The organism is Aeromonas sp. 1805 (assembly GCF_013085525.1).
Taxonomy (GTDB): Bacteria; Pseudomonadota; Gammaproteobacteria; order Enterobacterales; family Aeromonadaceae; genus Aeromonas; species Aeromonas hydrophila.
Window position 1 is genome coordinate 2,723,579 of sequence record NZ_CP038515.1, and the last position, 24,822, is coordinate 2,748,400.

Annotated in this window: 16 protein-coding genes and 1 pseudogene; 14 read left to right on the plus strand and 3 right to left on the minus strand. The window is 56.4% G+C overall.

The features are described from left to right. The first annotated feature begins 64 nt into the window (after nucleotides 1-64). The 3 genes from E5E96_RS12925 (at nucleotide 65) to E5E96_RS12935 (ending at nucleotide 6,411) form a co-directional block, all read left to right on the plus strand. Complete coding sequence (locus tag E5E96_RS12925) at nucleotides 65-4,396, plus strand: RHS repeat-associated core domain-containing protein (protein ID WP_253264631.1); 4,332 nt, start codon at nucleotides 65-67, stop codon at nucleotides 4,394-4,396. Then, complete coding sequence (locus E5E96_RS12930; RefSeq protein WP_171282330.1) at nucleotides 4,389-4,868, plus strand: hypothetical protein; 480 nt, start codon at nucleotides 4,389-4,391, stop codon at nucleotides 4,866-4,868. The genes E5E96_RS12925 and E5E96_RS12930 overlap by 8 nt, the downstream gene beginning before the upstream one ends. Nucleotides 4,869-5,043: 175 nt before the next feature. Further along, nucleotides 5,044-6,411: a tetratricopeptide repeat protein gene (locus E5E96_RS12935; protein WP_171282331.1), complete on the plus strand. Its 1,368-nt coding sequence runs from the start codon at nucleotides 5,044-5,046 to the stop codon at nucleotides 6,409-6,411. Between the two features lie 45 nt (nucleotides 6,412-6,456). On the opposite strand, the gene E5E96_RS22560 is transcribed toward E5E96_RS12935, so the two are convergent. Together E5E96_RS22560 and E5E96_RS22565 are read right to left on the minus strand one after the other, a co-directional pair. Continuing rightward, a complete protein-coding gene (locus E5E96_RS22560) occupies nucleotides 6,457-6,954 on the minus strand; it encodes a site-specific integrase (RefSeq protein ID WP_301271270.1) in 498 nt (165 codons plus the stop codon). A gap of 18 nt (nucleotides 6,955-6,972) precedes the next feature. After that, on the minus strand, nucleotides 6,973-7,665 hold the full coding sequence (locus E5E96_RS22565; RefSeq protein WP_253264633.1) for an integrase arm-type DNA-binding domain-containing protein: 693 nt from the start codon (nucleotides 7,663-7,665) through the stop codon (nucleotides 6,973-6,975). Between the two features lie 738 nt (nucleotides 7,666-8,403). Here E5E96_RS22565 and E5E96_RS12945 point away from each other — a divergent pair. From E5E96_RS12945 to E5E96_RS12980, 9 genes and pseudogenes are all read left to right on the plus strand, one after another. Beyond that, complete coding sequence (locus tag E5E96_RS12945) at nucleotides 8,404-9,174, plus strand: LuxR family transcriptional regulator (protein WP_171282332.1); 771 nt, start codon at nucleotides 8,404-8,406, stop codon at nucleotides 9,172-9,174. A 230-nt stretch (nucleotides 9,175-9,404) separates the two neighbouring features. Next, nucleotides 9,405-9,923 (plus strand): type VI secretion system effector Hcp1, encoded by a 519-nt coding sequence (gene hcp1, locus E5E96_RS12950; protein ID WP_011705044.1) that lies wholly within the window; start codon nucleotides 9,405-9,407, stop codon nucleotides 9,921-9,923. 186 nt (nucleotides 9,924-10,109) lie between these two features. Next, the gene (locus tag E5E96_RS22570; RefSeq protein ID WP_253264634.1) at nucleotides 10,110-10,397 is read left to right on the plus strand and encodes a hypothetical protein; all 288 of its coding nucleotides are present in this window, start codon (nucleotides 10,110-10,112) and stop codon (nucleotides 10,395-10,397) included. A gap of 10 nt (nucleotides 10,398-10,407) precedes the next feature. Then, nucleotides 10,408-12,449: pseudogene (locus E5E96_RS12955) on the plus strand (type VI secretion system tip protein VgrG). Next, nucleotides 12,449-13,306 (plus strand): DUF4123 domain-containing protein, encoded by an 858-nt coding sequence (locus E5E96_RS12960; RefSeq protein ID WP_171282333.1) that lies wholly within the window; start codon nucleotides 12,449-12,451, stop codon nucleotides 13,304-13,306. The pseudogene E5E96_RS12955 and the gene E5E96_RS12960 overlap by 1 nt, the downstream one beginning before the upstream one ends. Next, a complete protein-coding gene (locus tag E5E96_RS12965) occupies nucleotides 13,303-16,740 on the plus strand; it encodes a toxin VasX (RefSeq protein ID WP_253264635.1) in 3,438 nt (1,145 codons plus the stop codon). The genes E5E96_RS12960 and E5E96_RS12965 overlap by 4 nt, the downstream gene beginning before the upstream one ends. Before the next feature lie 432 nt (nucleotides 16,741-17,172). After that, on the plus strand, nucleotides 17,173-17,892 hold the full coding sequence (locus tag E5E96_RS22575; protein ID WP_253264636.1) for a hypothetical protein: 720 nt from the start codon (nucleotides 17,173-17,175) through the stop codon (nucleotides 17,890-17,892). 324 nt (nucleotides 17,893-18,216) lie between these two features. Then, nucleotides 18,217-19,125 carry a hypothetical protein gene (locus E5E96_RS12975; protein ID WP_253264637.1) on the plus strand — a complete coding sequence of 303 codons (909 nt, stop codon included), beginning with the start codon at nucleotides 18,217-18,219 and terminating at the stop codon, nucleotides 19,123-19,125. A gap of 301 nt (nucleotides 19,126-19,426) precedes the next feature. Next, nucleotides 19,427-21,193, plus strand: coding sequence for a hypothetical protein (locus E5E96_RS12980; protein ID WP_171281268.1), 1,767 nt, complete (start codon nucleotides 19,427-19,429; stop codon nucleotides 21,191-21,193). A 144-nt stretch (nucleotides 21,194-21,337) separates the two neighbouring features. Here E5E96_RS12980 and E5E96_RS12985 read toward each other — a convergent pair whose 3' ends face one another. Next, complete coding sequence (locus E5E96_RS12985; protein WP_171282335.1) at nucleotides 21,338-22,222, minus strand: LysR family transcriptional regulator; 885 nt, start codon at nucleotides 22,220-22,222, stop codon at nucleotides 21,338-21,340. Nucleotides 22,223-22,331: 109 nt separating this feature from the next. Between E5E96_RS12985 and budA the strand changes: the two genes are divergently transcribed. Continuing rightward, nucleotides 22,332-23,111, plus strand: a complete 780-nt coding sequence (budA, locus tag E5E96_RS12990) for an acetolactate decarboxylase (RefSeq protein ID WP_017787776.1) — start codon at nucleotides 22,332-22,334, stop codon at nucleotides 23,109-23,111. A 27-nt stretch (nucleotides 23,112-23,138) separates the two neighbouring features. Next, nucleotides 23,139-24,809, plus strand: coding sequence for an acetolactate synthase AlsS (gene alsS, locus E5E96_RS12995; protein ID WP_171282336.1), 1,671 nt, complete (start codon nucleotides 23,139-23,141; stop codon nucleotides 24,807-24,809). Nucleotides 24,810-24,822 lie beyond the last annotated feature (13 nt).

A 24,822-nucleotide genomic window follows, 5' to 3' on the forward strand; every position in this document is an offset into this window, starting at 1 on the left:
CCCCTCACCCCCCGCTGATAGACCCAAACCAGGTGAGGGCAAGCCGCCCACCTCTCCTGGAAAAATGATTAAGCACAAGAGTTTCTTGGGGGCCTTGGCGGGGGCGATAGCCGGTGCCCTGGTGGCGGCTGCAGTCTTTGCTGTGGCTGCTGCGGTAGTAACGGCAGCCGTCGCATTGACGGGGGTGACTGGCGGAATGGGGCTGGCGTTGGTGGTGGGGGTCGCCAAGCTTGGCCTGGGCATTGCTGCCACGATAGGGGCGGGGGACCTTATCGCCAAGGTGTCAGGAAGTGTGTCTGGCATGGTTGATAGTGCGTCCCCGTCCTTTGGTCCGGTTGCGACTGGCTCGGCCAATGTGTTTGTCGAAGGACAACCGGTCTCCCGTGCGTTGGTTGATACCGTCGCGTGTACCAAGCATTCGGTTCCGCCCATCATTGCGCAAGGTAGTGAGTCTGTTTTTGTCAACGACAGCCCGGCCGCGCGAGTGGATGACCAGACCGCCTGTGGCGCCACTATCAAGGAGGGGGCTTCCACCGTGTTCTTTGGCTCAGGCCAGGGAACCTATGCCGACATAGCAGATGAGTTCAGTTGGTGGGAGAAGGGGCTGCTGATTGCGGTCGAGTTCCTGGTGCCGCCCAGTCGTGGCATGTTCAAAGGGATAGGCAAACTCTTTACCAAGGGACCGCGCGCAGTATTGCGGGGAGCATTGGTTGGGGCCAAAGTGGCGGTGCGCCAGTTCAAGCGGACTGCGCTTCGCTGCATGAGCCAGGGGTTCAAAAATAACAAAGGGCTGGCACGTTTCAAGGAAGCCGCCAAGGGTTTTCTTAAAGACCCCGTCTATATCCCCAGTGGTGAAGTCATCGAATCCCGGCTGGATATAGAGTTGGGGCAAACCTTGCCGCTGCGCTTTGAGCGCACCTACCGCACCGCATCCGACCATACGGGGCTGCTCGGTAAGGGGTGGCATGACAGCTGGAGCGAAGTGGCCAGCGTCACCCGTCAGGGGCTCAATACCCTGGTGAACATCACCCTGGCACAGGGCTATGACATTGATTTCACTTTCCATCAAGATGTGACCTGCGTCTATTGCCCCCACTACCCCCAATTTACCCTGACTCGCCACACCGATGGCAGCATGTTGCTGTGGGACCGGGACAGTCAGCAGACCCGTCACTTTATCCATTCGCAGGGCGACCGGTATTGGCTCGGCGCACTGTCAGACCGTCATGACAATCGCATTACCTTGGTACGCGACCAGGCAGGCAAACTTTGCCGGGTGCGCCACAGCGATGGCATCGAGCTCGCGCTGGCGTGGCAAGATGACTATCTGCAGCAGATTATCCGGGTAGATGGCGGCCAGAAGACACGCTTGGCCCACTACACCCAAAACCGCGCTGGTCAATTAGTCGAAGCGGATGCCAGCCATCACTACCACCTGTTTTACGAATACGATGACCAGGGGCGACTGACGCGTTGGCATGATAACGACCAGACCTGGGCACGTTATGAATATGACGTGCAAGGGCGCTGTGTCTACACCACCTGCGCCGATGGCATGCTCACCGCACGCTTTGACTATCAGCCAGGCAAGGTAGTCATGACCGACGGGATGGGTCGCCACGAGTATGAGCTTAACGAGCTTGACCTGGTGAGCGCGATCCGTTCCCCCCTTGGTCATGTGACCCGCTTTGACTACGACGAATTTGGTAACCTGCTGCGGGAGATTTCCCCTGCCGGGCGGGTGGTCGAGTTTGAATACCTGGATGACACCGGGTTGGTGACCCGCTTTGTCGACGGCAGCGGCCACGCCTGGCACTACGAGTATGATGAACAGCTGCGGCTGTGCGCAGTGACAGATCCGCTGGAACGCACTTGGCAGTGGCGTTTCGATGAAACGGGTAATCCGGACAAACTGACGGGGCCGGATGCCAGCGAAGTGCATTTTAGCTGGAACCGTTATGGGCTGCTGACGGCGGTGAGCGACCAAAGTGGCAAGGTGCAGGCACGCCTGCAGTATGACCAGCGCCAGCGCCTGTTGAGCCAGACGGATGCCGAGGGACGTACCGAGCAGTGGCGCTACGATGGTCAGGACCGGGTTGCGCAATGGCAACGGGCCGACGGTGCCCGCTATCAGTTAGGCTATCGTCGCCCCAGCTGGCAACTGCCAGAGCAGCTCAAACGGCCCGATGAGGTAGAAGAGCAACGCCATTACGATCGCCACAAAAACCTGACCGACTATGTCGATGGCAATGGCCAGCACTGGCACCAACGCTTTGGTGCCTTCGACCTGCTGCTTGAGCGCACTGATGCCAGTGGCCGCAGTTGGCACTATCAATACGACCGCGATACCCAGCAGCTAATAAAGGTCACCGGGCCCGACCAGCAGGTGTGGCAGTGGTGGCTCGATAATGATGGCCGGGTGGTGCGCGAGCAGGATATGGCGGGCACCGTCACTCACTATGGCTATGACGAAGATGGTCACTGCATCGAAGTCCGCAATGGCGAAGGTCAGGCTCGCCACTTCCTGTTTGATGGCCGGGGTTTGCTGCTACGCGAAATCAGTGACGATGACACCATTCATTATCACTACGACGGGGCAGGCAGACTGCTGGAAGTGTCATCCAACACCAGCCATCTACGTTTTGAATATGACTCCCGCGACCGGGTGGTGTTGGAGATACAAAACGGCGCCACCCTCAGCCGCAGCTATGATGAGCAGGCCCACACCCTGACTCGAACCCTGAGCTGGCCTGAGGGACACGAAGGGGATAAGGAGGACGAACCGGCCCCACTGACCACCTCCTTTACCGTCAACAACGTCGGCGAACTGACCCATGTTGGCTTGCCAGATGGGGCAGAACTGACCCTGGGGCACGACCTGGCTGGCCGTGAGGCGCAGCGTCAGGGCGGAGCTTTTGGTCTGAAGCAAGAGTATGACGTACTGGGCCAGCTTACCCGCGCCCAAAGTGGTCAACTGCAAGAAGGGCGCTTGCTGGCGGGGCTCACCCGCGAGTACGGTTACGACCGTGCTGGCAACCTGATTTGCGAACGGCGTGGACGCGAGGCGCAGGGCTATCGACTCGATGCTTGTGGTCGGGTGCTGGAGTCCCTCAGTCAGCATCCCAACGCTGGCCGCCAGCGGGAGGCGCAATTTAGTTACACCCGTCAGGGGTTGCCATTGACCGACGGCGAACACACCCGGTGGCAGCAAGGGCGGGTCAGTCAGCGCGGTGATACCCACTACGACTATGACAAGGCGGGCCGGCTTATCAGCAAACGCCAGCTGCGTCCGGGTTTTCGGCCAGAGCAGTGGCACTACCGCTGGGACAGTCGTAACCAGCTCAGGGTGGTCACTACCCCCGAAGGCTCTAGCTGGTTTTATCGCTACGACCCGTTTGGTCGGCGCATCAGCAAGCGCTGTGAGCAGACGGGCGAAGAGGTGCGTTACCTGTGGGATGGTGACCAGATAGCCGAAGTCCGTCATTTCAAGCAAGGGCAGTTACAGGCCCGCCGTCACTGGGTCTGGCGGGGTTGGGAATTGCTGGTGCAGCAGCGTCAGCAGATACAAGCACAACCTGGCCTCCAAGCTTATGCACAAACGGCCTACATCGAGCAAGGCCTGCAAGCCGCTACTGAAAGCTGGCAAACTGACTTTGCAGTCAGCCAGCAAAATGGCGAACTGCTGGGGCTCTATAACCCGCAAGGGGAACTGCACTGGCAGCCGACAAAAACCAGTCTGTGGGGCCACCGATTAAGCAATCATGCTGATATCCGTGACCCCGGTCTGGCATTCGCAGGCCAACTGCGTGACGATGAAAGCGGACTCTGCTATAACCGTTTTCGGTACTACGACCCGCAAGGTGCTTGTTATATCTCCCCCGACCCGATAGGGGTACTGGGTGGGGAGAATAACTATGGGTATGTGCCTAATCCGCTAGGGGGGATTGATCCATTTGGGTTATCGAAATGCTCCGTACTTGATGATATTATAAAAGATGCAAATAAAGTGGCTTCGTCGGGTGGTGCTATAACATCAAAGCAGGCTAATATTTTAAGGAATAATCTCCCAGTAATCCAGCGACGTACTGCTTTCCAAAACCAAATGGCTAGGAAAGAATTTGTGAGAAGCCAAAGTTATTTAATGAAGCAATGGGAGTCTAACATGGGGGTGTCATGGCCGACAGGAGCCACGCCACATCATATAATTCCATTGGAAAGTGGTGGTGCAAATAAATGGTGGAATTTAATGCCAACTAATGGAGCATTACCTAATCATTCACTGCCCGGAGTACCTGGTCCTCATGCTGCCGGAGGAACACTTCGCACAACGATTCAACAAGGGCGCAAAGCTTTACCCCCTGGAACGATAACAGATTTAAGGTTGCCATATGGTTGATATAAATGAAGAGATAAAGAAAATAAAAAGTGCTAGTTTTTTCGAAAAAATGGGTGTTGATAACATCCATGAAAGTGATGTGATTTTAATTGGAAGTGTAAGGAAGGTATTTATTGAACCATCGGGTGATGATTTTAAAGGGTTATATAAAGAAACTGAGTGGCTTCCAACATCACCCACTCAAAATGATCCATTTTATGAAAAACAAGTTAGCCCCAAAGAACTTATCGAATTGCGCAAGGAGATAAATAAATGCATCATAGTTGCAACAAGAGAACTTGATAAAGGTAGATTTATTTCTTCTCCGCACGATTTTAGTGTTTCGGCAAAAAATGCGATTTGTTTTGCGTTTAGACAGCTTATTACTGAGAGGTATTTTTCTCTTGGGGGCCGTTGGGAAAGAATTACTGATATTTATTATTCTGGCCATTGGCCTGTAGGTTTTACAAAAGAAAAGTATATAGTTATTTAAAAGAATTATCTGAGCGCGGGCTCTGAGGGTTATTGCTCTATGCTTGTGGCCGGGTGCTGGAGGCCCTAAAGCCCAGCTTTATGTTTGCCATCCCGTTGCGCAGAAGGATGATTAGACATCCCGTAAGTTGGCAGCTCTTAATCCAATATATTTTCACTCTGCGAAGAATTTTCTCATGACACACCGAGCCTTATGGTTGGCACTGGCAGCTAGCATGCTTGCAGCCTGTACTTCCACGGCGTCACTCACTGACGCCGAGTTATCACAAGCCGCAAAGCAGGGGGATGGCCGTGCCCAATATGAGCTCGCCAAACGTCTGGCCAGCCAACCCGATTACCCCAACGCCATGCACTGGATGCAGCAAGCGTCGGAACAATCTGGAACCCTTGCCGCCGACCAGAAGAGCCGCGCCAGCGCCGCCTGGCAAGTGGGCGACTGGTATCAGGCCGGGCTCGGGGAGCCCAAAAATCCGGCGCTCGCTACCCAGTGGTGGAAACGTTCTGCGCAGCTTGGTAACACCCATGCCAGCTATCGGCTGGGGCTGATGTGTCAGGAGCAGCATCAAGGCAAGCTGGTGAGTGAATGTCTCGATTGGTTCGAGCAGGCTGCTAAGCAGGATCATGCTGAAGCTCAGTTGATCCTGGCCCGGTGGTACAGCACCCAACCGGGGGTAGATACGGATGCCGTCAAGTGGCTTGAACGGTCCGCAGAGCTGGGTAACCGTGATGCCCAGTACCGGCTAGGTGAGCGATATGCGCAAGGTAAAGGGGTAGTCAAACGCCCCGATCTCGCTCAGCGCTGGAACGATAGAGCCGCCGCCCAGCAGCAACCGGACGCTTTGCTACAGCAAGCCAAACAGATGGCACCAGCCAACGCTTTCGTAGCTTATCAGCACGCCGCCGCTGCGGGCTCTGCTGAGGCCGAACTCTGGCTAGGGATGGCTTATCTGGCGGGGGAACAGATCCCGACAGACCCGGCTTTGGGGCGCTATTGGCTGGAGCTGGCTGCCGGACACGGCTCCCACGAAGCCGAGTACCAACTGAGCTTGCAGCAGGTAGACCAGAAGCAGCATGTCTACTGGTTAGAGAAGGCTGCTAACGGTGGTATACCCAAGGCATTGTTCGAGCTGGCGGAGCTACAGCATAAGCAAGGGGAACTGGAGCAGGCCAGAGCCAGTTATGCCAAGGCAGCCCAACAAGGGCACATTCTCGCGCAGTACACCTACGGTGAAATGCTGCGTCTGGGACAGGGTGGCAAAGAGGATTACGCACAGGCACTCAAACAGTATCGCCTAGCGGCCCAGCAAGGTGATCGCCAGGCCCAATACCGCATGGGAACACTGCGAGAGGAAGGCTTGGGGGCCCCGCGTAACCGAGTTCATGCCTATGCTTGGCTGTCACTGGCAGCGACAGAAGGGATGCCTGAGGCTGTACAGGCCCGTGATGAGCTAGAAGCCACGATGACCAAGCCGGAAGTCAAACAAGCGCAGAAACTCTCTGAGCACTGGTTTAGCAAGATGTCATCAAAGGTTAAGAAAAGCTAAAAAAAAGAACATAGAAGGAAGCGGCCCATTAGGGCCGCTTCCTTCTTATTCAATCGGCAAATCACCTGCCACAAACTGAGCCCAAGCATCCATCATTGGCCGCCGCTGATCGAGCAAATCAGTACGGTGGTATGCAGCTTCTACCTTGTTCTGCACTGTGTGAGCTAACGCTCGTTCAGCGAGATCTCGCGCATAGCCTTGCTCGCTGCACCAGTCCCGAAAGCTGGAACGAAAACCATGAGCAGTTGCCATTCGGCCAGGAGTACAACTATCCGCTTTAGCTCTTCTCAGAAACATCGTCAGCACAGTGTCCGAGAGCGGTACCTGATCTCTGGGAGAAGGGAATACCAACTCGTCATGTAATCCCCTTAACCCCTTTAGGATTTCGACGGCGCGAAGAGATAACGGAACACGATGTTGTTGTTTGGCTTTCATACGCTCGGCCGGTAGGGTCCAGACCCTTGCTTCCAAGTCTACTTCTGACCACTTCATAGCTCTGACTTCACCTGAACGGCAAGCAGTCAGGATCAAGAACTCCAGCATTGAGCGGGTTACATCGTACTATTGCGCTGTTCTCAAGTGCTTTTGCACAAAGGCGGGGATATCACGCCAAGGCATCGCGGGCTGGTGTTCAACCCTCACTGATTTGCTGGGTTGGGCCGGTAGTAAGTGACCCACCACATCTACTGGGTTTGCGGAGGTATAGCCATGAGCCCATGCCCAAGCCATGACCGCGTGTAGACGCTGTTTAACACGGCTTGCCGTTTCTGGGATCGTCAGCCATATCGGTTGCAGGACTGAAGCTATATGAGCTGGGGTTATCGCATCAATGGAGATAGCACCAATGGTAGGAAAGGCATATTGCTCCAATGTGGTGATCCATTGCTTACCGTGTTTGGGGTTCTTCCAACCTGGTAGCAAGCTTTCGTAGACCAATCTGGCAGATGCTTCCAACGTCGGGATTTTCGGCTTGTTCTGCTCCTGCAGCCGGACCTCTAGCGGATCTAGATTGTTCGCCAGCTGTTCCCGCATGACCTGTGCGTCTCGAGCTGCATCAGCGATGGTGATCTCGGGGTAAGTCCCGAGGCCAGCATTCCGCCGTTTCTTTGTCAGTGGGCTGACATAGCGGAATACCCACTTGCCTCTGCCCTTGGCTGTAGAAGGGTGTAGCGTCAAGCCTGTAACGCCACCGTGAGCAAGGGGTTTATCTTCCGGCTTGATGCTACGAGCTTTGGTATCGGTGAGGATTGCCATCAGGTAACCTCCTTGAGAATTGAATATGCCACGCAGTATGCCACCAAGCATGCGCAGTGGTAACATGTGATTGGGATGGATTGGACAAAGTGATTAAGTAAGGTGCTGATATGAAGTGACTTACTGGACTGGCTTGGTATTGGTTAGACTTTATTGCGGCGGGCACCTCCTCCGCCATTTATTCAGCCAAAAAGGCCATCCGAAAGGATGGCCTTTTTGCTATTCAAATCCTCGCTTTCATTCTGACTGTGGTCGGGCAAGCCATCTTTATCACGTATATTCCGACGCTTGGCTAAGGCTCGCTGTTTTCCCGCCTGTTTTGCTCAGTGTTCATAGTCAGCCCATCACCGGACAACCAAGCGTATCGATCATCTCCTTCGGCCCTGATATTTGTGCAGGTCGGTGGGGAGCTCGTCTCGCGGGCTCCTCAGCCACGACTTGGAGACCTTCTGTTGCGTGATGCAGGAAGAAGCAGAGGGTTGTTGGCCGCCGGTGAAGGGGAGATCCATGACCAATGTTGCAATGCTTAACATCCGTAGGGTCACGACTGGTCGCTGGTGGAACGCTTGAGGTTTTCTGTAGCATTTCATTACAAAAATTACGATTTGATAGCATAAAGTGTGGGAGAGTTCTGATTTTCCTATGTGCCTGAGTGTGCCATCTGTTGACGCTTGTTAACATTCAGCATGTTTCCATGTTTGGCTAGCCTACCTTGTGCACAATCCTCATACCCCAGAGATGAATACCCTGCACGCGCTGGATCTCATCGGCCAGTTCGAGACGGCCGCTGACGAGCGCACCATAGTGACCCTGCTGCGCGAGCTTAGCGGTCGCATGGGATTCGACTATTTTCGCCTGGCCCTGATCTTCCCCAGTACCATCCAGCGCCCGGACGTCATCATCTTCAACGGCTGCCCGCAGGCCTGGGTGGATACCTACACCAGCAGCGGCTTCTTTGCCATCGACCCCATCGTCAAGTGTGCCATGACCAGAAGCACCCCCATTCTGTGGGCCGATGTGGTGAACGATGAGGCGCGTTGCGATGAGCAGGGCCGGGAGATGATGCAGCTGGCCAGCGAATACGGCATTTGTGACGGCATCACCCTGCCCTGGCACGGTGCCAATGGTCATGTCGGCCTGCTTTCCTTTATTACCTGTACGCCTCGCACCCAACAGCAATGGCTCTCTGCGGTGCCCTTTATCAGCTGGCTCTCCATGCATATTTTCGAGGCGGTGGCCCGGGTCTGTCTGGCGGCTCTGTCACCGCACGATGCGCTGAGTTTGCGGGAGCTGGAGGTGTGTCGCTGGGCGGCGGAGGGCAAGCAGGTGAGCGATATTGCCCAGATCCTGGGGATCACTCCCCGTACCGTGACGTTTCATCTGAACAATGTGGTCAGCAAGCTGGGTGCCAGCACCAAGAGCCAGGCCATTTCCTGGGCATTGAAGCAGGGGATGGTCAGGTTGAACGTGGAGATGGCGTTGGTTGCCAATGTGGATGAAAAGCAGTGATTATGTTTGTCGCAAGCAATTTGTTGCGTAGGTAGCGAGATGTTCCACTGCGAGTGCAAGAACTAATGGTGCAATAGTCTGTTGGTTGCAACTTTTTGCGCCATGTATCCGGTAGGACGGCTTGCCTTTTACTTAATCCTTTGAAAAATAACTATAAAAAAGAGTGGCATGGTCGCTGCTAACTGGTTCGGTCGAGTGTCATTACCGTTCAACCAATCAGGAGCATACACATGCCAACTCCATGTTATATCAGCATCGAAGGTAAAACCCAGGGCAATATCACCGCTGGTGCCTTCACTTCCGATTCCGTCGGCAATATTTTCGTGCAAGGTCACGAAGACGAGATGCTGGTGCAAGAGTTCCAGCACGTCGTGACCGTACCGACCGATCCGCAATCTGGTCAGCCTGCTGGTCAGCGTGTCCACAAGCCGTTCAAGTTCACCGTTGCACTGAACAAGGCCGTACCGCTGATGTACAACTCCTTGGCCTCCGGCGAAATGCTGCCGAAAGTGACCCTGAAGTGGTACCGCACCTCCGTCGAGGGCAAGCAGGAGCACTTCTTCTCTACCGTGCTGACCGATGCCACCATCGTCGACATCGACTGCCAGATGCCGCACTGCCAGGATCCGGCGAAGTCTGACTTCACCCAGCTGATCCAGGTCTCTCTGGCCTATCGCAAGATCAACTGGGAGCACACCGTTGCCGGTACTTCCGGTGCAGACGACTGGCGCGCGCCGATCGAGGCCTAACGCTCGATCTCTTATTGCCGTTATTCCTTGTAGTGCACCCTATGGCCTGACGATGGCAGTGTCAGCTGTCGTCAGGCCCGTGCAAGCTTTCTCCGACCTGTTCAGCTGGATGCGGTCGGAGCTTTTGTGTTTTGCCATATGGCTGCGAGGCGACCTTATTGCAAAGCACAACAGAGGCCAGTCGTCATGTGTTCCACCATTGCATCGTCCGGTGACGTGCTCATCGATCGCGATGGGCTTTTCCCATCTCTCGTGATTTCAGTCAGCTCTGGGCGTTCCCTCGGTGGCAAATTGGCGTCCCGGCAGGATGAGCCGCTGGCCCCTTACGATAAACCCGACAATCCCCTCCGTCCGCACAGCACCTCTGGTCGCCAGCGTACTTTGCGGTGTGGCGGCCAACTCATTGCCGTGACCGGTACCGCCGTCGGCTGTGGCGGCGTGGTGATTGGCTCAGGCAGCGGACAGGCAGGTTAAGGAGCACTTCATGGCAGACAGCACAGGATTACAATTTACCGTCAAGGTGGGTGCTCTGCCCGAGAGCACCTTCGTTGTGGCCGAGTTTGCGCTGGATGAAGCGCTGAACCGGCCGTTCAACCTGCGCCTGGAGCTGGCGAGTGCCCAGCCCGACATCGACTTTGGCGCCGTGCTGGACCAGCCGTGCGAGCTGCTGGTGTGGTACAACGGCGAGCTGCAGCGCCGGGTCTGCGGGGTGGTGAGTGACTTCGCGCAGGGTGACAGCGGCTTTCGCCGCACCCGCTATCAGCTCATGGTGCAGCCGGCCCTGTGGCGACTCTCTTTGCGCCAAAACTGCCGCATCTTCCAGGCGCAAAAGCCCGATGAAATCCTCTCCATCCTGTTGCAAGAGCATGGCATCACCGACTATGCGTTTGCCCTGAAAAACGAGCATGCCAAGCGGGAGTACTGCGTTCAGTACCGGGAAACCGACCTCGATTTCGTGAACCGCCTCGCCGCCGAAGAGGGGATGTTCTATTTCCACGAGTTTGAAGCGGGCAAACACCGCATCGTGTTTGCTGACGACGCAGCCGCCCTGACCGCCGGCCCCCAGCTCTTCTTCAATCTCGGCAACCGCTCGCTGGAACAAGGTCCCTATGTCCGGCAGTTCCACTACCGGGAGGTGGTGCGCCCAAGCGATGTGGAGCTCAAAGACTACAGCTTCAAGACCCCGGCTTATGGCCTCTCCCACAAAAAGCAGGGTGCAGAGCTAGAGCACCAGCGCGATACCTACCAGCACTTCGACTATCCGGGCCGCTACAAGCAGGACCCGAGCGGCAAGGCGTTTGCCCAACATCGGCTGGATGCGCTGCGCAATGACGCAGTGGCGGGCCAAGCTAAGTCCAACTGCGCCGCCTTGCTGCCAGGGCAGAGCTTCTCGCTGACTGAACATCCCAACGGCAGCCTCAACACCGACTGGCAAATTGTGCATATCCAGCACACCGGCTTGCAGCCACAGGCGTTGGAAGAGGGGGGGGCAGCGGCCCCACCGTCTATCACAACGAATTCGGGGTGGTGAAAGCCAGCACCATCTGGCGAGTGCGCATTGGCAGCCCAGAAGCTCCTCACAAGCCCATGGTGGATGGCCCGCAAATCGCCATGGTGGTGGGCCCCGACGGTGAGGAGATTTACTGCGACGAACATGGCCGGGTGAAGCTGCAATTCCCGTGGGACAGATATGGCAGCTCCAACGACCAGAGCTCCTGCTGGGTGAGAGTCTCCCAAGGGTGGGCCGGCGGCCAATACGGCATGATGGCCATCCCGCGCATCGGCCACGAGGTCATCGTGAGCTTTCTGGAAGGGGACCCCGACCAGCCCATCGTCACCGGTCGCACCTATCACGCCACCAACCGGCCGCCATACGAGCTGCCGGCCAACAAGACCCGCACCGTGCTGCGCACCGAAACCCATCAGGGGGAGGGCTTCAACGAGCTGCGCTTTGAGGACCAGGCGGGGCAGGAAGAGATTTATATCCACGGCCAGAAAGACCTGAACGTGCTTATCGAAAATGATGCCGCCTGGCACATCAAGCACGACCAGCATACCGATATCGACAATGAACGGGTGACCCGCATCAAGGCCAATGACCACCTGACGGTGGAGGGTGAGAAGCGCGACCAGATAAAGGCCGACTACTCGCTGACGGTGGATGCCAGCCTGCACCAGAAGCTGGGGCAATCCCTGCTGGTGGAAGCGGGAAGCGAGGTTCATCACAAGGCGGGCATGAAGATCGTGATGGAGGCGGGTGCCGAGCTGACCCTCAAGGTGGGCGGCAGCTTTGTGAAGCTCGACGCTGGTGGCGTCACCCTCAGTGGCGGCTCCATCAAGATGAACTCCGGCGGCAGCCCGGGTTCTGGCTCTGGCTGGGGTGGTCAGATGCCGATCCAGCCCGGAGCGGTTGAGGTGGTGGCGCCACCGCCTCCCATGGACCCCGCACGTCAGATCGCAACGCTGAAATCGGCAGAACCGGTCTGTGAAATTTGTGAACAGCTGGCCAAGGGGGAGAGCCAGTAATGGTTTTGCCCGAGTTTGATTTGGCCAAAGGAGAGCACCTTTATCTGCTGCTCGATGGCGGGCAGATCCCCGAGCTTGAACGGCAGTTGTTTGAGGTAACCGATAGCCCTGCCTATCAACCTATATATCTCTATGCACCTTGGGATGCCCTGCGAGAAGCCTCTCCCTGCTTGGTTGAGGCGTCATCAGCACTGCTCGATTGGTATGCCCACGGAGAAGAGGGGTGGGGGTATCTCCTTTCCTCGCGGCTCCCGTTATTACCACTCGCGGAGCGGCTACGCCAATTGATCGAGGTCGAAAGCCCTTACGGTAGTTGCATTTTGCTCAAGATGGCTCAACCCGATGGCATGTTTCGCTTACTGATCGATGACGAGCCTTGGCTTTGGCAGGCTATTGAGCAGGTATGGATCCCTGTGCACAAGTTGCTGCGCCCAAACTCCCCTGCCGAATGGTGGAACAAAAAGGTTTCCACGTCGGAACGGCCAGTTGGCAAGTTGCTACGTCTGAGTGATGTCCAGTGGACACGTCTTGGAGAGGTAACCTGGTTGAACACCCTAAATGATATCTGGCGCCATATGGGGAAATGGTTCCCAGAACGTCTGGGTGAACAGCTTGATGCTCGCCAGTGGGTAGCAGAGTGGGCTGAATGGGGCTATGGCAAAGGGTTCGAAAGCCCAAGGGACCTGTTGTTTTTCTTCAATGTACTGGGTTACCTCGGCACTGCCTGGAAGGAAAGTGACGCTTATCCGGCCATCACGGCATTGATCATGCGTACGTCTTCACTCACCCCCTCACAGAGAATTGAGCAAGCCGCCGAGCTCGCCGAGACACAACATAGAATGGGAACTGAGATATGAGTGCTAATCAAGACGCTGCAGCAGCAAGCAGTGCCAATGCTCAGGGGAGCACAAAAACTTGCCCATTGAAGAAAAACAAGATTCAACTATTACCGGTTCGTTATGCGTTGGTTGAACAGAAAACGGTCCATCCAGCCATAGCCAGCAACCATGCTGCCAGCATCAAGTACCGCCCCGTCGGGATCCGATTGATTGACGAGACGAGCTATCTCTATCTGATCCACAGCAAGCGCCCCGATATCATCCATGCCTATCAATTGGCGGAGAACGGGGGCGTTGCCAAGCTTGAGCAGAAAGGGCTGGCATCCGCCTCAGGCAAGGAGGCGTTTGTTTATCAGGAATCGGACTCTACCATAGTGGTCAGTCGTTCCGGTTCTGTGCAGGTGCTTTACAGTCGCACCAAGATCTCGCCCAAGCTGCAAGGCCAGCTGCTGCGCTCCCCCAAGCTGCGTCAAAAGATGATGCAAACCTGCCAGTTGGGCGGTTTTGATTGTCAAAATGGGTCTAGACATCTGCTGCCATCTGAGCCGCTTGAGAAGCATCTGGCAGAGGCACATCCGCAGCAAAGCAGTCATGCCAAAACCGATCAGTGGTGTTGGTTGACCCAAATGCCAAAAACGCAAAGTGCTAGCGTATTGACCAGCAAAATACTGCCTGCTTACCAGGGGGAGGCCGCCATCCTGCTGCTGGAGGATCCGATCGGTCTGATGACAGAGTTGGCCAGCGCCTATCAGGCGATGGTGGAGCAAGAAGAGCTGTGGATGGCCGAAGGTTATAACCGGGCGGATTACTTTGCTGCCGCTCAGTTGCTCCAACTGATTGAAATGAGCGATGACCTCTTGTTGATGCAGTCGGCGGACAATCAAAAGTTGGCCGAGTACAGCAAGGCCCATCCCAACGCGTTGGAGAATCGCTATCGCGGCTATTGGAAGGCCAAGCAAGACTATGAAGCCGCATTGGAGAAGATGAATCGTCCCAGTGCATCGCCGTTTGGCGATAAAAAGACGTTCGAAGCCTATCGTTCCGAGCTGGCCAAGAACGACGTGATGGCAAAGGAAGCAGGCGTCTCCAGCCAAGAGTTAAAGGCGATGTTTGACCGCGCCGGTGAGCAGAAGAAAGACCTGCTCTACGGCGAAAGCTGGATGGGCATGCGGATAGCACGAGGGATCCTGGAGCGTATTGATGAGGAGGCCATGCGCGCCTGGTACGGGCCTGCTCAGGCCAAGGTCACCCATTGGCGGGAAACCTGTTTCCAGCTCGAAACCGACAGGGTTGCCATGTTGCCAGCGGCCTACACGGCCATTCCCGTCTATGACAAAGAGGTACAGGAGCAGTTCAAACGTCGGCTGGAGTTGGAATATCACTGGTTGCTCGGTCTGGGAGACGATCCGGAACACAGACAGAAAGTCAGTGCATTTTTCGCCACCCTCGGTGAGCAGAACACCCATCTCTGGGTATCCAACGCCGACAATATCGCCACCGTTGAAGACTATGACGGGCTTGCAGGAGACATCAACAACGCGCTGGGAGTGAAGGACAGTACCAGTGCTCTGATCGATGGCCTGGCTGGCCTCAAGGAGTTTCAGGCACAGATGGCGGGCATGCATCTCAAGCTCATAGACAGCGTCCCTGCACAGTTGCAAGGCTCCATGAGCAGGCTGGCGTCGGAACTCGGCCGTCTGGCGATCCCCGAGCTGCAAAAAATGGCTGAACGGATATATGCAGCCCAGGGGCAGGCAGATAGCCTGCTGCGCCATGCCAGACCCGGCACTATTGCCATGCTGCTGGGTCAGGCGAAGAATGCGGCCGTCACCCTGGATATTGGCACTCAGAGTGATGCTGGTTACACGCAGTGGCAGCAGAAAACCTTGGGTACGCTGGAGACGCTGCGCGAACGGGCTGACTCTGCCACCACTGCATACAACAAGGCGAGCAAGAGTACCGCTACCGACAGCAAGATTAGAGCTAGCGCCAATGCCGAGTGGGCCGCGGTGCAGCGTGAAAGTGCGGCGCTGCGCGAGCAGGTGTTTGCACACAGCCAGCCGGTGGCCCGTCCCGGCGAGCCACACCCCGTATCCCATATCGTGATCAAGGCCAGCGGTGCGACCCTGACCGAGATAGAAGAGCATTTACGTTTGAGTCGCGCCGCCTTGCGCAACCAGGTGCTGTTTGGCAATGCGGCCAGACCCGCCTTGGGGGGGGCAACCCTCAGCGGCAGCCTGGGTCTGGTGGTGCTGATGGCCAACTGGTTTAACTTCGCCAAGACAGCGGGGGATCTGGCGCATAAGAGCGAGAACACTATGGCACAGAATTTTGATGTATGGTCTTCAGCTCTGGGGTTGGTGGGAGCTGCATTGGCCCTCAGTATCGAAGTGGTGCGCACCGCCGCCTATTGTCGCTGGCTTAACGAGGGGGCAGAGAGCAGCCTAAAGGCGGCCGGTCGGATGGTTACGGTGGGGAGTATGGTAGTCGCTGGCTTTGGTTTCGCATCAGCACTGTTTGATGGCTATAAACAAATTTCTCAGATAACTCGCCATTGGCGCCGGGGAGAGTGGGAGCCCATGGTCGCCTCCGCGATTACCCTGAGTGGTGATAGCTTGCAGACTTATGCCAGCGGCAAAATCGCGTTCGCTGGGGGGCGGATGACCATGGCCGCCATCGCTGGGGAGATCAGCTGGCAGCGGGCCGCCGCCGTCACGCTGCGCTTTGCGGTGCGCTTCAACCCTTATATGTGGTTGGCCAGTGCCCTGATCTTCAGTGGCGAGCTGGCTTACAACTTCCTCTCCTCGACCCCGCTGATGCGCTGGGCCAGCGAGTCCCGCTGGGGCAAACGCGGCATGCTGCCATTTCTGCATGCAAACAAGGAGTGGAAGTACGATATGCAACTGCGCAAGTGGCAGGAGGTGATGCAGACCCCGCGCCTGAGGATTAAGTACAACACCGAGACCAAGACGCAGCAGCGGTTGATGGTGGGCACCATCGTGGATGTGCCGGTACAGCAACGGGTGTTGACTCAGCTGCGTATCCTGCTGCCCATGACAGCTCCCGAGCAGGTTAAACTTGCCGTTCTGGTAAAGAGCGAGGGAAAGCTGGTCGATTTCACCGACCACTTTCGCCAGACTGCTCCTGTTGCTCAGGAAGGGTTGTATACCCGACTCGACTTCGACTGGCCCCAGGATGATGTCAGCAGACGTCGCATGGCGTGGCTGCATCTGGTGGTCTCGGTCACCACGGCGGAGGGAAACAAGTTGTTTGAGGAGCAGGGGGGTCTGCGTTTCTCCCTCAATCTGCAGCAGTTGCAGGGGCTGGAAGAGGCCAAGTTGGCCGGGGATGAGCCGGGCTGGAGCCAGGTGGAAGCGTTGGAGGAGGATGACAACTTCCCCCTGACCCGTGGCAAGATAGTGGCCCAGTTGCAACCCCTGCTGAACCGATAACGAGGACCTATGAAACATTCCCCATTGCCGTTTTTCGCTGGCCAGCACCGCCAGGAACGCCTCGGCGCTCGTACCGTATTCAGCCCCCTGCCGGTGATGACCAATGTGCCGCCGGTACGGCGCACCGACTGGCTGACCAAGAAGCTCCCCCACTATATCGAACTAGGGGGGGCTGGCAGCTCACTTTTGCAAACCCAATTGATGTATTTGTTCTGGGTTCTTGGATTGATTCTTTTCTCTTTTGTATTTTGGGGACCCCCTGGAAATGGCATGAGCAATGGGCATGGCTGGGCTGGTGTTTGGGCCGGACTTTATCAGGAGGTCTGGGTGGGACCAGACCAATGGGTAATGGAATTTAGCTGGATGAACTTGTTAGGCGCCATTATCGGATTGGTTACGGGCCCAGGATTTGCTCTGTTATTTACAGGTAAGTTGTTATGGGAGCATCAGCAGCAGTTGCGCCGGGTGTTGCCATTTCGCTTTCACCGCCAGCGTCGCGAGGTGATGCTGTCGCGTTGGGACAAGCACACCAAGCGCACCGAAGTCCGGATTTTCCCCTGGGAAGAGATGTGCGCCATGGTGGGAGAGGGCTCTGCGGTGTCGGTGAGTGGTGTCATGACCATGGCGAGCCTGTTTTTTGGTATCAACTCGGACGAGCGACCCGGCCACTTCTGGTCCGGCATGAACGTCGGCACCCTCAGCAAGGAGGTGGGGGCCGGCGAGTGGGAGATGATCCGCCGCTATATGGAAGAGGGGCCCGAGGTCATCGATGAGCCGGCCCCGGTCACCTTTGACGGTATGATTGAGGAGTTTTGCCGGGAGCAGAAGATACCCCGCAGCGCCTTCTCCCCCTTGCGCCGCCTCTGGTGGGAACTGAACGGCACCCGCTTTGGCATACTGCGCATCAATATCCAGAGCCGCTTGCAGCAGCGCTTTGCAGAACGCTACTTCGCCTCTCATCCCGAGCTGGCAGTCTGGAGTGAGCCATTGCCACCCGAGCAGTGGGCCAAGCCGAGCGAGCGGTTGACCCGTTGCAACCAGCTGCTGGCGGAACAATATGCCCAGGGCCGGAACATCTTCACTGTGGGTGACGTGCGTGAGTTGCTGGGGGAGGAGATAACCCCGCAGGCCGCTCAGGCGTTGGCACCCTAATGGATACCATCGTTGGTGGGATGTGACTGCCACCCACCTGACAGCATCGATATAGAGCACGGATGAAACACTCAACATTGCCATTTTTTGCCGGCCAGCACCGCCAGGAGCGCTTCGGCGCCCGTACCGTATTCAGCCCCTGCCGGTGATGACCAATGTGCCACCGGTGCGCCGCACCGACTGGCTGACCAAAAAGCACCCTCACTATATCGAGCTGGGGGGGGGGCGGGCGGCTCTCTCTTTCAAACCCAAATACTCTATTCGTTTTGGGTGCTCGGATTCGTTCTTTTCTCTTTTGCATTTTGGGGGCCACCCGACAATGGGATGAGTGATGAACAGGGCTGGGCTGGCGTCTGGGCTGGCAACTATCAGGAGGTCTGGGTAGGGCATAACCAGTGGGTGATGGAGTTTAGCTGGATGAATCTGCTGGGGGCCGTTGTGTTACTAGGAATGGGGCCCGGTTTTGCCTTGTTTTTGACATTAAAAATGTTGTGGGAGCATCAACAACAACTTCGCCGAGTATTCCCGTTCCGTTTTCACCGCCAGCGCCGCGAAGTGATGCTGTCGCGCTGGGACAAGCGTACCAAGCGCACCGAAGTCCGGATTTTCCCTTGGGAAGAGATGTGCGCCATGGTGGGAGAGGGCTCAGCCGTCTCGGTGAGTGGTGTCATGACCATGGCAAGCCTGTTTTTCGGTATCAACTCGGACGAGCGACCCGGCCACTTCTGGTCCGGCATGAACGTCGGCACCCTCAGCAAAGAGGTGGGGGCCGGCGAGTGGGAGATGCTCCGCCGTTATATGGAAGAGGGGCCAGAGGCCATCGACGAGCCGGCCCCGGTCACCTTTGACGGCATGATTGAGGAGTTCTGTCGGGAGCAGAAAATACCCCGCAGCGCCTTCTCCCCTCTGCGCCGCCTCTGGTGGGAACTGAACGGCACCCGTTTTGGCATACTGCGCATCAATATCCAGAGCCGCTTGCAGCAGCGCTTTGCAGAACGCTACTTCGCCTCCCATCCCGAGCTGGCAGCCTGGAGTGAGCCATTGCCACCCGAGCAGTGGGCCAAACCGAGCGAGCGGTTGACCCGTTGCAACCAGCTGCTGGCGGAACAATATGCCCAGGGCCAGAACATCTTCACCGTGGGTGACGTGCGTGAGTTACTGGGGGAGGAGATAACCCCGCAGGCCGTTCAGGCGTTGACCCCTTCACCCCATGAGTCGGTTTGCTCTGCCTAAGTGGGCTCTATCTGCTTCGCAAGGCGAGATGGAAAGATACCTAAAGTTGCAATTATCACTACCAGCTCGCTTGTTCTAGTAGAGAACGACTCAAGGTTATAGACCGGGCCATGACCAGCATAGATGGTGCAGTAGATCCTGAAGCAGATTAGTTATGGGATGAGGATAACTTGGCAAGATATTTTATATCCCATGATGTTTCAGTTTTTACTATTTAGACTCTTAAAGTTGCAATATATTTTTTTGTCAATGTCAGGATTTTATTTTCTCTTACTCCAAGCATCACATCAAGGAGATGTCATTGTTAAGCTATTTTATACCCATCTTAATAAGCCTTATCAAGGCCATGACGTTGCTTTGTTGGTGGTCAGATAACTCTTTGCGTCAGAAGGAAAGGGATGACGCAATTGCTCGATTGAAGGTGAGGAGTAAAACTGCTGATGAGTTATCTGATGAGGATCTGGTTTGGCTGAGAAAGATATACAAACGGCGATTTACCGATAGAACTATCTATCAACATGAAGGTCTTTATAACGTGCGTCAATTGGCGCCAGGATGGCGGCAACGTTGGCAGGATACCTGTGTAGGTGACGTGAGAGTGGAGTCTATTTATTGGCTGCCAGCCACTTACAGCGAGGGTTCATCCCGTAGTGTTGTTATCCGGGGTCTTATCTATAAAGATGCGCTCTACGCCGTCAGTGTAGATGGCGCTTTCCTTGTTTCTGAAGTTCGTAAGTCAGAGGAACTGTCCAAACAGTGGGTGCCCAGAGAATGTGATGTTGTCTATCTTGAAGCCTTACATATCATCATTCCTATATTTTCAATATTTACTTTTATTTTCTCTTTCGAAAATAGCATCCCCACTTTGTTAATATTAACTATCCTAATACTCGGTATATTGGGCGGTTATTCATGGATAGTCTTAACATTGCACCGTTTGTTTGTGCTTGATGGACAGTGCTTGCTCCTGCCAGCTAATAGTGTTTTTGGCGAAAGGAAAGTCATCAATGGATACATGGTCAGTGATCCCGCAAAGAAGTTGCAGCCAGGGGAGTGTTATAGACTCCATTGCCAGCTCACTCACCGTGAATTATTTTTCTCCCCAGAGCGAATAAATAATAAAGAATATGTAGATGGTACCCAATCCCTCCTTTTTGGTTCTCGTCAATTTAACTGCGCTTTGGCATTGTTTTTTTTGATTTTGCATATTGTTTTGCTTCACAACCTATACCAGTCACCTGCTTACCAAATCCATACTGGAATTACAGAATATAATAGGGAAATAGCAGTCGATAGCAATAACTTCTCCACGTTATACGATTTGTCATCACAAGACTTTATTCATGTAAGTGGTGTTTTAGCCATTGCAAATGGGGCCGATGATACAGTTTGTCTTCGTGATAAGAGTTCGATCGACATCAAAGGTATAAAAAATTCTGCTCAGCATATCATAGGTATGGATTACAGTGCCGAGTCTGACTTTGAGGGTGCTTTATCAGAGCGTTATCCTGAACTTTATAAATACCTTGTAAATATGAAACTCGGTAAGCAGGTGAGTTGTCCGATCACCGTTCGCGTAACTGGGAAAATTGAATATAATTTTCACACATCTCCAGCATTCATTCTTGAATACATTTCAAAATATGTGGTTGATGATCCCGGGGTTTTAGGTAGAAGGATTTATGAAAGCTTTTATGGTCCAGCAGAGTTGGTTACGTCCCCATCTGCTAAAAGACAAGAAGTAAAAAAAGTAATCAGCCCGATAATTAATAATGACATCATTGTTAGTGGTGTTTCACACTATGTTTATGGCGATGAGATTTCAGAAAGATATTCGTGTTCTGGCTTGGTTGTGAGTATAGAAAAAAATCCAGATGGAAGTGTTATTGTTTTTTTGAATGATGAGTTCCATCCAACTCAGGTAGAGGAGGTTGAGAGTGTTTACTATAAGATATTGATCAATATCATCTTGGTTTTCACCTATTTAATAACGTTTCTGGGGTTCCTGATTGGATGGTTCAGGGCGTCGGGAGAATCTCCCAGCATGCCGGCTTCCAGCTCCACATAATTGCTGATTAGCCAAATTGAGCCGGCAAAATATAGCATTATGAGTGCCAAGTCCAAGCTGATAGAGATGTGGTGTAGCCATGAAACCGATAGCTCTTGTCTTTAAAGCTCTCCTCTTTATCATCAAGTTCTACATGACGTTGATTCAAAGCTGGTGCGGGATCAGCCCAATCAGATGCTGCAGGCTTTTTTGACGGGGATGGCGGCGGGTGGCGAGGCTGATGCGGGTGGTGAGCGGCTCGGTAGCGATGGGGTGATAGCTGACGCCGTGGGGATGCAGCTCGCTGACCGAGCGCGGGATGATGGCGACCCCGAAGCCGGCCTGCACCATGCCGACGGTGGAGATCACCTGCGGGCTCTGGCTGCCGAGGCGAGGGCTGAAGCCGGCCCGCTGACAGCGCTGGGTGATGGCGTCGTGCAGCCCGGGCCCGAGCTCGCGAGGGAACAGGATGAAGGGATCCTGCGCCAGCGCCTCGATGGGAATGGCACCACTGCCGGTCAGCGGATGGTGCGGGGGGAGGGCGATCAGCATCTCCTCCTCATCGATCAGGTGGTGAGCCAGCGCCGAGCTGCTGCTGCAGGGCAGGCGCAGGATGGCGGCATCCAGCTCTTCGCTCACCAGATCGCGCACCAGATTGGGCATGCTGTTCTCGATGGGGTGCAGGCTGACCTCCGGCCAGGCCTGGCGAAAGTCGTGGATGAGTTGCAGCACGCTCGGGTGCAGCACGGTGGAGCCGGCAAAGCCGAGGCGCAGCGAGCCCAGCTGGCCACGAGCGATACGCCTGGCCTTCTGCATGGCCTGCTCGGTCTGTGCCAGTATCCCCTTGGCATCCTGATAGAGGCTCAGCCCCGCCTCGGTCAGCTCCACACTGCGGGTCAGCCGGTGAAACAGCGGCGTGCCCACCTCCTGTTCGAATTTGCGGATCTGCTGGCTGAGCGGCGGCTGGGCCATGCCCAGCGCCTCGGCGGCGCGGGTAAAGCTCTGTTTGTCTGCCACGGCCACCAGGTAGCGCAGGTAACGGAATTCCATATCTGGTACGTCTCGAAGCTGATGGGTTTGGATATTGGTATCAAACTGTGATCTTGGTCACTATTGAATCCTGATTTGCCAACCTAACAGGATTGGAGGTGAAATCCAAATGGAAACCAATTCGTCATGTGACTGCGCCATCGAGATCAGCCAGCAGTTTGCCCGCTGGCAGGCTCGCCAGGGGGGCGGCGAGGTCTACCAGAGCTCCCTGATGAGTGCCCTGCTGGCGGGGGTTTACGAGGGGGAGACCACCATGGCCGACCTGCTGCGCCACGGTGACTTCGGCCTCGGGACCTTCAACCGGCTCGACGGCGAGCTGATTGCCTTCGAGCGCCAGATCCACCAGCTCAAGGCTGACGGCTCGGCCCGCCCGGCCCGCGCCGAGCAGAAGACCCCGTTCGCGGTGATGACCCACTTTCGCCCCTGCCTGCAGCGCCGCTTCGATCATCCCCTGAGCCGCGAGGAGATCCACCAGTGGGTGGATCGGTTGGTGGGCACCGACAACGTCTTCGTCGCCTTTCGACTCGACGGCCTGTTCGAGCAGGCGCAGGTGCGCACCGTCCCCTGCCAGAGTCCTCCCTACAAGCCCATGCTGGAGGCCATCGAGGCCCAGCCGCTGTTCTCGTTCAGCCAGCGCCGCGGCACCCTGGTGGGCTTTCGTTGCCCGCCCTTCGTGCAGGGGATCAACGTGGCCGGTTATCACGAGCACTTCATCACCGAGGATCGCCGGGGTGGCGGCCACATCCTCGACTACGCCATGGGCCACGGCCAGCTGCAGCTGTCGGTAGTGCAACATCTCAACATCGAGCTGCCTCGCAATCCGGCTTTTCAACAGGCCGACCTCAATCCCGCCGATCTGGACCGCGCCATCCGCGCCGCCGAAGGCTGAGCCCTTCGCTTAACAAGGAGTGACATCATGGAAAATCAACACTGGGCCTGTGGGGCCGAACTGGTGGTGCGCCATCTGGAAGCGCAAGGGGTCAAGCAGGTATTCGGCATTCCCGGGGCCAAGATCGACAGGGTATTCGATGCGCTGGAGGACTCCCCCATCGAAACCATAGTGGTGCGTCACGAAGCGAATGCCGCCTTCATGGCCGCCGCCGTCGGCCGACTGACCGGCAAGGCCGGGGTGGCGCTGGTGACCTCGGGGCCGGGCTGCGCCAACCTCATCACCGGTCTTGCCACCGCCACCTCGGAAGGGGATGCCATGGTGGCGCTGGGCGGTGCCGTGCGACGGGCCGACGGCCTCAAGCTCACTCACCAGAGCCTGGATACTGTCAGCCTGTGCCGGCCGGTCACCAAGTTCAGCGCCCAGGTGGGCACAGGATCCGCCCTCTCCGAGGTGATGGCCAACGCCTTTCGCAGCGCCGAGCTGGGGCGGCCCGGGGCGGCTTTCGTCAGCCTGCCGATGGACATCATCAACGAGCCGGCCGATGGCGCCATCCTGGTGCCGAGTGCCATCCCCGAGCCGGGGGCGGCCGACGAGCGTGGCATCGATCGGGCGCTGAGTCTGCTGGCGCAGGCCCGCAAGCCGGTGGTGCTGCTCGGCCTGCTGGCCAGCCGGCCGGAGAACTCCCTCGCGGTGCGCGCCTTCCTCGACAAGAGCCGGTTGCCGGTGACGGGGACCTATCAGGCGGCCGGGGTGGTGGATACCCACCATTTCGACGACTTCGCCGGGCGGGTAGGGCTGTTCAACAACCAGCCGGGGGACAAGCTGCTGCAGGATGCGGATCTGGTGGTCTGCATCGGTTACAGCCCCATCGAATACGACCCCGTGCTGTGGAACGGCACCGGCGAACGCCAGCTGCTGCATATCGATGCGCTGCCGGCGGAGATCGACAGCAGCTACTGCCCGGCTGTGGAGCTGGTGGGCTCCATCAGCGCCAACCTGGCGCGGCTGACCCGGATGCTGCACCAGCCGCTGGCGCGGGATCCGGCCATTACCGCGCTGCTCGGCGAGATCCGTGCCCAGCGCCATCAGCTCGCCGAACATGCCGGCCGGCTGGGGGGCACCCCCATCCATCCGCTGCGCATCGTCAAGGAGCTGCAGGACATCATCGGGCAGGACATGACCCTGTGCGTGGACATGGGCAGCTTCCACATCTGGATTGCCCGTTACCTCTACAGCTTCCGGGCTCGCCAGGTGCTCATCTCCAACGGCCAGCAGACCATGGGGGTGGCGCTGCCCTGGGCCATCGGGGCCGCCATGGTGCGGCCGGGGGAGAAGATCATCTCGGTGTCCGGTGATGGCAGCTTCATGCAGTCGAGCATGGAGCTGGAGACCGCGGTGCGGCTCAAGTCCAACATAGTGCACATCATCTGGGTCGATAACGGCTACAACATGGTGGCGATGCAGGAGGAGAAAAAGTACTGCCGCAGCTCCGGAGTGAGTTTCGGCCCCATCAACTTCAAGGTCTATGCCGAGTCGTTCGGGGCCGCCGGGTTTGCCGTTACCTGTGCCGAGGATCTGCGAGCGACCCTGCGCGCCGCCATGGCGGTGAGCGGGCCGGCGGTGGTGGCCATCCCGGTGGATTACAGCGACAACCACCTGCTGATGGAGCAGCTCAGACCGGAAATGCTCAGTTGAGCCGGAGTTGAAC

Excerpts from the sequence above, each read along its gene's own strand:
- E5E96_RS12925 (WP_253264631.1), top strand. The coding sequence starts at position 65 with ATGATTAAGCACAAGAGTTTCTTGGGGGCCTTGGCGGGGGCGATAGCC.
- E5E96_RS12930 (WP_171282330.1), top strand. The coding sequence starts at position 4,389 with ATGGTTGATATAAATGAAGAGATAAAGAAAATAAAAAGTGCTAGTTTT.
- E5E96_RS12935 (WP_171282331.1), top strand. The coding sequence starts at position 5,044 with ATGACACACCGAGCCTTATGGTTGGCACTGGCAGCTAGCATGCTTGCA.
- E5E96_RS22560 (WP_301271270.1), bottom strand. The coding sequence starts at position 6,954 with ATGCTGGAGTTCTTGATCCTGACTGCTTGCCGTTCAGGTGAAGTCAGA.
- E5E96_RS22565 (WP_253264633.1), bottom strand. The coding sequence starts at position 7,665 with ATGGCAATCCTCACCGATACCAAAGCTCGTAGCATCAAGCCGGAAGAT.
- E5E96_RS12945 (WP_171282332.1), top strand. The coding sequence starts at position 8,404 with ATGAATACCCTGCACGCGCTGGATCTCATCGGCCAGTTCGAGACGGCC.
- hcp1 (WP_011705044.1), top strand. The coding sequence starts at position 9,405 with ATGCCAACTCCATGTTATATCAGCATCGAAGGTAAAACCCAGGGCAAT.
- E5E96_RS22570 (WP_253264634.1), top strand. The coding sequence starts at position 10,110 with ATGTGTTCCACCATTGCATCGTCCGGTGACGTGCTCATCGATCGCGAT.
- E5E96_RS12960 (WP_171282333.1), top strand. The coding sequence starts at position 12,449 with ATGGTTTTGCCCGAGTTTGATTTGGCCAAAGGAGAGCACCTTTATCTG.
- E5E96_RS12965 (WP_253264635.1), top strand. The coding sequence starts at position 13,303 with ATGAGTGCTAATCAAGACGCTGCAGCAGCAAGCAGTGCCAATGCTCAG.
- E5E96_RS12975 (WP_253264637.1), top strand. The coding sequence starts at position 18,217 with ATGAGTGATGAACAGGGCTGGGCTGGCGTCTGGGCTGGCAACTATCAG.
- E5E96_RS12985 (WP_171282335.1), bottom strand. The coding sequence starts at position 22,222 with ATGGAATTCCGTTACCTGCGCTACCTGGTGGCCGTGGCAGACAAACAG.
- budA (WP_017787776.1), top strand. The coding sequence starts at position 22,332 with ATGGAAACCAATTCGTCATGTGACTGCGCCATCGAGATCAGCCAGCAG.
- alsS (WP_171282336.1), top strand. The coding sequence starts at position 23,139 with ATGGAAAATCAACACTGGGCCTGTGGGGCCGAACTGGTGGTGCGCCAT.